Origin of the sequence: Nostoc sp. (genome assembly GCF_036919895.1) — a bacterium.
Classification (GTDB): Bacteria; Cyanobacteriota; Cyanobacteriia; order Cyanobacteriales; family Nostocaceae; genus Nostoc.
In genome coordinates, this window is sequence record NZ_JBALBW010000044.1 from 25,812 (window position 1) to 33,032 (window position 7,221).

Sequence of the window (7,221 nt, forward strand, 5' to 3'; positions counted from 1 at the left end):
TTTTTTATATATAAGATTTAACTATTATCAATAAAAGTAGAAATCGATTATTTTATAAAGCCACCACTTCTACTACCGCATTCTTTCAAGCTCTCTTCATTCAGATTATTGTAGTCATCTAGCAAGCATAAATTACGAATTTCATATATTTCTAATTTATCAGATCGGGTACTATAAATAGCTTTTTGCAAAATAGTACTATTGCCGACTTGTGGGTTAGCAAAATAATCTGTTGCCCGGACAAGCAAATCTTTATTAAAAGGAGTTATGAGTTTTACATCACCAACTCGTTTTTTTTGAATTAAGTCAGCTACCATACCTACTCGCCACTTACCTGGAGCAATTTGTTTTGGTGGATAAACCCGCTTAATAACTAATTGTGATGTCATAACCAAGCTGGGATTTTCAGAGAAAACTTCTTGCGGTGTCATTTCTGCAACTGTGCTTAAGAAACCTTTGCGAAAGTCTTCTGATAAGGCAAAACTAGCTATCCAACTGCTGGTACTAATTTTTTGGCTACTGCCTTGGGATGTTCTAATCGGAATTCCTAAATCTGCTTTTGGGTTGGCAACTTCTTCGATAGTTTGTGCTGGTAAAATTCCAGACCAGCTAAACATTGATATCATCGTTTTGCTGATGAATCGGCGAATTGCTTCTGGTTCTCTTTCTAAATCATCAATATTAGCTACTGGTTTACCATCTATTAATTGCACAAAGTTGGGAGGTTTTCTCAGACTGAGTTGGCGAATATTTATGCCTTGAAATATGAAGAAAAGTAAAACTAATATATGTAAACTGAAGGTAGCAATGGCAAAAACTGTCAAAACACTTCCTATTCTTTGCTTTTTTTCTAGTAAACGCACCATTTACTCATCTCCTCCTCCAAAAAAACTTCAGCTATTATATATAATAATTTGCATATATTTAGCAGTCAGGAGACTAGCCAATACTAGATTATTCTTTTGGGATTTTCCATTCCTTATATCCTTTCCTTGACTATAGAAGCCGTATTATTGATAGCACTGAAGACTGCAAAACCTCCAGCAGCAGCTACAAGTAAAGATAAAATTGGTGCTAAAATTCCCAGAAAAATAATAAACCACATTAAGTCTGGATCAACATTAGCATCTTGACCCGGCCCATTGACAATAACTGCGGCAGTCAACACAGCAATAATATTGAATGAAATCTTGGCGATTCCAATAGATAAAAATCCGGTTAGCCATGCAAAGATTGGTTTCCCCGCTACAGGTAGTAAAGACCCGCCTACAGCTATTGGCCCTAAAGCTGCTATTAGCAACATAGTTGCTTCTATCAAATTCTGAAAGGCATATTGTAAGGAAACCAAAAAGTTTTGGATACTCGTTTGAACTGTAGAACCTAACAAGGAATTAAATGATGTTTCTGATACCAGACCAGTGCCATATCTAATATTATCTACCTTATTTTGCAGTCTAATTATCCAGCTTTTATTTCCATAAGTATCTCGATATTTCTGCCAGAGAACATTGACTTTTTCAGCAGCTTTGACAAAGCATTGAGTTTGTTGTTCTCCTGTCAGTGATTGACAAGGACGCAGCAAAGAACCAGCTACTTCTTCGGCAATACTCATATTCAGTGCTTGCTGGTATATTTTATCTGCATCTGCCGATACTACTACTTGCTGATTCACAGTGTTTAAAAAATTCCGCACTCCCAATGTCAGACTAGAAAGTATACTTCCATTGCCTGAATTACTTAATAGGATTACCACTATAAAAGGCCAAATCAAAGCTGATATTGGACGGCTATATTCGTAGGATATTAAATCTTTAAGGAATTGTAGCATAAAAAACAACAGGGTTCCTACTGCAAAAAAAATACCCAGATTTGTTAGCGCTCCATACAAGTTATTACTAGTATTATTTTGTAATAAATCCAGCCATTGTTTATCCCAACCTTCGGCAATACTTTGGGAGGTTGCGGCACCATTATCGAGAACCTCATCAATGCCTACTTGGGCAAAAATTAGTTGAATAGCAAGTTGCATTTTTAGTTTATTAGCTGTTTTTGAGATTTATTAGTGGCGTGGTAGAACTAAAATTATGCTTTACATTTATGGTTTGGTTTACTAGAGCTAAATCTCTATTACAAACCTTGAGTCATTACATCATTTAAGCCTTACCACGCTACTATCAAAGTGGTTTTTAGATTTATTTTAGGTTTTTCAGAAGTGTCAAGATTTTGAAAAGGAGATTAAAGATTATAAATTTATCTCTTAAAATCTTACTTATTAATTTTTCTTCCAAATAAATCTAACTGAGAAGTAGCTCGTAAAAGTCGCGCCGCTTCCGTAGATGTTTCTACTCTCTGAGCGCGATTTACCTCTTCCACTTGTTGAGAAATATTTGCCAAGTTTAAGTTAGAATATTGGAAAGCCTGTTCTAATTGCGTAGACTTGGCGTATGATTCTCCGACAATTTTTATCTGCTCTTTTTGGATTTTAAGTGTTTCTTGGTTAGTAGTTAGCAATGTTGCTAAACCCTTAGTAAGTAGTGCTTCTGCGATGCTTATAGCAGTGTTACCGGTGCCACTGCCGCCAATAAGTGTAGTAGCTTTATTAGTATAGTTAGTAATATCGTTATCTAAATTAGCATCTGTATTTGTAACAATCTCAAGAGCTTTTTGAATATTTTCTAACTTCGTTTTTGACCGAATTTGTCCCTTTTCACCAAGAACACCCGCCGCTATTCCACGGGTTATTACACGATTTAATTCATTACTAACTAAGTTTCCCCACACTGCGGAATTATTCTCAAAACGGCCTGATTTCGAGTAGAGGATTAAATCATCGCGAACTTTTTGTCCGGCCGCTACAGGGTTAGGTATGTTCAATTCTCCCCTAGAATTATTCAGAGCATTTTGACTCTGTATTTCTACAGGCTTTAAGTTGTCGCTCAGATTATATTGAAGGTAATTTTGCAAATCTGTAGAATATGATTGAAAATCAGTCCAAATCTCACCTAATCCGTTCGTTTGAACTTGTGCCATTGCTGGGATGATTGCCAGGGATAGTAATGTAAGAGTAAAAATAGTAGTTTTTCGCATACATCTGTACCTGAAAAAGGTAGACGAAATTAAGTAGTGAATCAGAAATTTAGCTTTTGAAGTATGATTTATAACTTTTTAAATCACTCACTTGATATAACCCGATTAACTACTGCGTAAGTTAGCCACTAACTGACGGGCAAATGCAGAAATAGCTTCATATTTATCGGTGTGAACTTGCATCATTTTGCTCCGCGCAGTTTGTTCAGATGGGTTATTCGCAACTGCTGCCAATTGTTCGTAACCTGGATAATAACGGCAGAATGTATAAATACCGTTATCATCTAACAGCCATTGGCTATAAACGCCTTCTTTGCGTGGGAAAAAGCTTTCTGAGGCATTACGAGAAATAATATTACGGGGATATTTTAAGATGTCTGCAAAACTATCTACTGCAACTGGCTGAATGCGTCCAATCAATCGTGTTGTCAAGTTTTGCAAAATTTTAGATGCAGCTTTAGATTTGGCAATGGTGTCAGGATCTTGTCCTGACAAGATAACTCTGATACCGGCTTTAGCGCCGTTAGCACAAATTCTACCAACTAAGTCGGAAATTTGCTCAAATTCAAATAAAATTGGTGCTTCGTCAATGAAGAATATAGAAGCTGGACTACTTAATGCGCGTCGTAATGCTGCTGAATAGGCACTCAGAGATAGTACGGCTGCATCTTCACTATCTGATAAGTTCCTGAGAGCAAAAACTAAAAGTTGTGCATCGGTAGGAAAGCTAGATGGTGCAGAAATAGCTTGTCCCACACGGCTAGAAAGCCAAAACCGCAAGCGTAGTTGAATTTGACTGAGAGCGTCTTCTACTCTGCCACTTAAAGACTCTAGCTGCAAGTGTTCTGGCGAACAGAAATAGAGAAAATCTTTTAAGGTAGGGGTTTTTTGCCAAGCAAGAGTGCCAAATCCTCCCGCCATCGCTTGCCGATATCGCTCTTTGATGCCTTCATCTGTAAAGAAGGCTTCTAGGGCCAAGTTGAGCAGCGATCGCACGGTTTGCGATAAAATTTGACTTTCAGTGGACGATCCTAAAACCATTGTCATTAACGCTGATTCTAGGAAGGCGGTATAATCGTTAAAGCGATCGCGTTGTTGTTCTGGATCTAGCGATCGCAAATCTGGCTGTTCAAATAAGTTATTCGACTGTTTAGAAATATCAAAATAGGCTCCATTCCCCTCCATAAACTCTGTATAGTCTGTGAAAGTTGATGTCCCATCCGGTTTAGGGAAATCTAACGCCACTACCGGAATGCCATGCGCCAAAGCCTGAGTTAAAATCCCTGATACCAACACCGATTTACCAGCACGAGTTGTCGCAAATAAAGCTAAATTTTTGTGTTGATTAAACAAATCTAAATGTACGGGTGTTCCGCCTTCTTCAGCAATCAACTCAAAGCCTTCTTTATCACCCCGTTTAGTTAAAACTAACGGCATTAATCCGGGAACTTCACTTGTTAAATATAGCTGGCGACGGTTAAAGGGTGTAGCTAACAAACCTTCCCAAACTATTGGTAGAGTTTGCAGCCAAATTTTCCAAGCATATTCAGTTTCTCTAATTATCCTTGCTGGGCGTTGAAAACAGTTTTCAATATACCTTGTCGCCTCATCTAATTTTTCGACAGTGGGACGATGTACTAAAATAGCAATACTCGTATAAATCGGGACTGCACCTTCAAATAATTGTTCTTGCGCCGCTACCGATTTTTTCAACTTCAATTGAGCGTTGACATCAATAGTTTTACTTTTTTCTTGAGCCATGATTGTCGTCATGTTTGACTGCTTCAGCACTCGTTGCAGAGTCGTTTTCACCATTGCCGGATTTGCGGCAGTCAACTCACAAAAAATTTCTGTATCTACTACTCTTTCTCTGGCCAACAGTTCCCATAAATAACGCAGTTGGGCAGATTTATTTGGCCAACCTCCCGGTTTTTCGAGAAATGATAGTGCGCCAATATAACGATTGTTAACATTAACCCAGCGACGATCGGCACAAGGTACGCTAGACTCCATCAGCAAAGTTGTGCCGTGGATATTGTCTATCAGCAATTTAGTACTCGCTAAATCTGAATTAACTTGCTCGTGCAGTCCTTGTTCATCTAAAGTCATCAACTGGGGAATCTCTATTGCCTCTGTATCATTAAACCTTTTCCACACCTCTTTCCAGAGTTCATTAGCTGTCAAAGGTTTGACATCCAACCCCATTTGGTTAGATAAAATTTGTTCCCAGCGCAGAAAACCCTGCTTGTAAGCATTTGTGATTAGGGTTTCGATACGCTGGTTTTCTACTTCTGAGAGTTCACCTTTGAATTTCAACCACCATGATTCAGCTTTGACTAAAAGCTTCTCTATCCAATCATCTGCATGTTGCGAGTTAGATTCAATGGTGTAAGTGACATAAATTCGTAAAAATTTAGGCTTCCGAACACCAGAAATAGTCAATTCTTTGACTCTGGCTCTCTCTGCCATCAACAAATATTTAATATCTCGTGACGGCGCATTTCTGATTAGTGATGCTAATTCTTTTTGGCGCTCTTTATCGTCACTAAAAGATCCCAAATGCAGTGTCATTCTTTCACCGCTAGGGATATCTTTCAATCCAGCTTCAATGTTATTAAAAAGTGTATCGATTTGTTCGGGTCTTAAGGTAGTATGAATTCCCTTACAGTCAAAACCAAAAACAAAGCAAAATCGGTCTTTTTGAGTACCTTTTGTTAATAAATACGCGCCAATATCGCGTCCATTCATAGCGACACGTAGCATTGTTGCCAGGTGTAAGGCATCTTCAAATGGTGTTAATCTACTTTCACTTCCGGCGATGCCGACGCTTTGTTTTCCGATTTTTTGCTTCATGGTTAACTTCCAGTAAGCTTTGATAACGAGCAAAGCCTCTTGTCCAAGAGGGAACGCCAATAAATTTACTTAAAAAACTCCAACTCCTACCACCAGTTAAAATCCACCAAGTTCCTATTCCCCAACCAGTAATTAGTACTGTCCACAACCATTTTTGAAATTCTTCTTGGAAAAGACCTCCAAAAATTCCATTAATAATAAAATAGGAGGCTAGGGCAATTACCGTCCAAGGAAGAATTTGGTCGGCAGGAATTGGCCCTAACGAAGGTTGGCTTCCCAGAACCTGATTAACTGGACGAAATTCTTGTTCCCGCTCTTGAGACATTTGAAATATCTGAATTATTTACTGCTATCGCCAATTACAAAGCGTGTGAGTACATCAGCAATAGTAACAGCAACAACGACTAATAGGGGAGTTCTGGCAATGCTTTGCCAATCTTCATCTTTCCGCACTGCGTTAATCACGCCAACCAGGGAAATTGCTATATAGAGTAAGTAAATTGCCCGCAACACATTAAATATCAAACTTACTGCTGTGTTGCTACCACCACTATTTGTTGTCGAACCATCAGTTAAGGTTTTTTTGAAAAACTTTTCAGCTTCTCCAAAAAACTGCGCTTGTGCAGGGGCTGCAAAACAGTCTAACCAATATAAACTCAGAACGATCGCTGCTGCTAAAATTTGTAATAGTATTAGCGATCGCCTGGGTAAATTCAACTGCTGCCCAACTTGCTGGGTGATGACTGCAATTAAACTACCAACCAGTAAACAAAAAAGCAGGATAGGACTTTTTAGGCTAATAACGCTTACAAGTACAGCACAAGCAATCAAAAAAGGTACAGATTCAACCAAAATAATCAAGCTGGATTCCAATCCCAGCCTCAACTTATGAGATCCTTTGACAGCGCTACCAGTTAAAGCTTTGAAAAAGTTTCTCTTGTGAGAACTTTGTCTAGACATTTGCTAATTTTCCTATGGTGTACTTGAGTGTTGGTTGTCTAAAATTTTACACATGCCATGATTTTACATGATTCAACACTTAATTTATCCTTAAATTATAAAGTTCGGCAAAGTCCTATACTATACCTAAATTTGTATTAAGTTAAGTTAAGAGAACATTAATACTTATTAAAGTAAGTATTAATGGTTTGAGAAACTAGTCTTCGAGTTGTTAACCAGAACTACCATAGAACCCATTTGATATCTTTTAGGCGAACAAGTAGAATCAACACAAAGAGGTGAATTTAAACAGGTAAGGGCTGAAAATGGGGTATTCAAGCG

Annotated in this window: 6 protein-coding genes; all 6 read right to left on the reverse strand. The window is 38.1% G+C overall.

Annotated features, from left to right (window positions below):
• Positions 1 to 47: 47 nt before the first annotated feature.
• The 6 genes from V7K55_RS08080 to V7K55_RS08105 all read right to left on the reverse strand — a co-directional run bounded on the left by V7K55_RS08080 (position 48) and on the right by V7K55_RS08105 (position 6,900).
• Positions 48 to 866, reverse strand: a complete 819-nt coding sequence (locus V7K55_RS08080; protein WP_334829964.1) for a hypothetical protein — start codon at positions 864 to 866, stop codon at positions 48 to 50.
• Between the two features lie 113 nt (positions 867 to 979).
• Positions 980 to 2,029, reverse strand: a complete 1,050-nt coding sequence (locus V7K55_RS08085; protein ID WP_334829966.1) for a hypothetical protein — start codon at positions 2,027 to 2,029, stop codon at positions 980 to 982.
• 236 nt (positions 2,030 to 2,265) lie between these two features.
• Positions 2,266 to 3,087: a hypothetical protein gene (locus tag V7K55_RS08090; RefSeq protein ID WP_334829968.1), complete on the reverse strand. Its 822-nt coding sequence runs from the start codon at positions 3,085 to 3,087 to the stop codon at positions 2,266 to 2,268.
• A 105-nt stretch (positions 3,088 to 3,192) separates the two neighbouring features.
• Positions 3,193 to 5,940: a hypothetical protein gene (locus V7K55_RS08095; RefSeq protein WP_334829970.1), complete on the reverse strand. Its 2,748-nt coding sequence runs from the start codon at positions 5,938 to 5,940 to the stop codon at positions 3,193 to 3,195.
• Positions 5,894 to 6,265, reverse strand: coding sequence for a hypothetical protein (locus V7K55_RS08100; RefSeq protein WP_334829972.1), 372 nt, complete (start codon positions 6,263 to 6,265; stop codon positions 5,894 to 5,896). The genes V7K55_RS08095 and V7K55_RS08100 overlap by 47 nt, the downstream gene beginning before the upstream one ends.
• A gap of 14 nt (positions 6,266 to 6,279) precedes the next feature.
• Positions 6,280 to 6,900, reverse strand: a complete 621-nt coding sequence (locus V7K55_RS08105) for a hypothetical protein (RefSeq protein WP_334829974.1) — start codon at positions 6,898 to 6,900, stop codon at positions 6,280 to 6,282.
• Positions 6,901 to 7,221: the final 321 nt, after the last annotated feature.

Coding starts and splice junctions, on each gene's coding strand:
- V7K55_RS08090 (WP_334829968.1), bottom strand. CDS start 3,087: ATGCGAAAAACTACTATTTTTACTCTTACATTACTATCCCTGGCAATC.
- V7K55_RS08085 (WP_334829966.1), bottom strand. CDS start 2,029: ATGCAACTTGCTATTCAACTAATTTTTGCCCAAGTAGGCATTGATGAG.
- V7K55_RS08100 (WP_334829972.1), bottom strand. CDS start 6,265: ATGTCTCAAGAGCGGGAACAAGAATTTCGTCCAGTTAATCAGGTTCTG.
- V7K55_RS08080 (WP_334829964.1), bottom strand. CDS start 866: ATGGTGCGTTTACTAGAAAAAAAGCAAAGAATAGGAAGTGTTTTGACA.
- V7K55_RS08105 (WP_334829974.1), bottom strand. CDS start 6,900: ATGTCTAGACAAAGTTCTCACAAGAGAAACTTTTTCAAAGCTTTAACT.
- V7K55_RS08095 (WP_334829970.1), bottom strand. CDS start 5,940: ATGAAGCAAAAAATCGGAAAACAAAGCGTCGGCATCGCCGGAAGTGAA.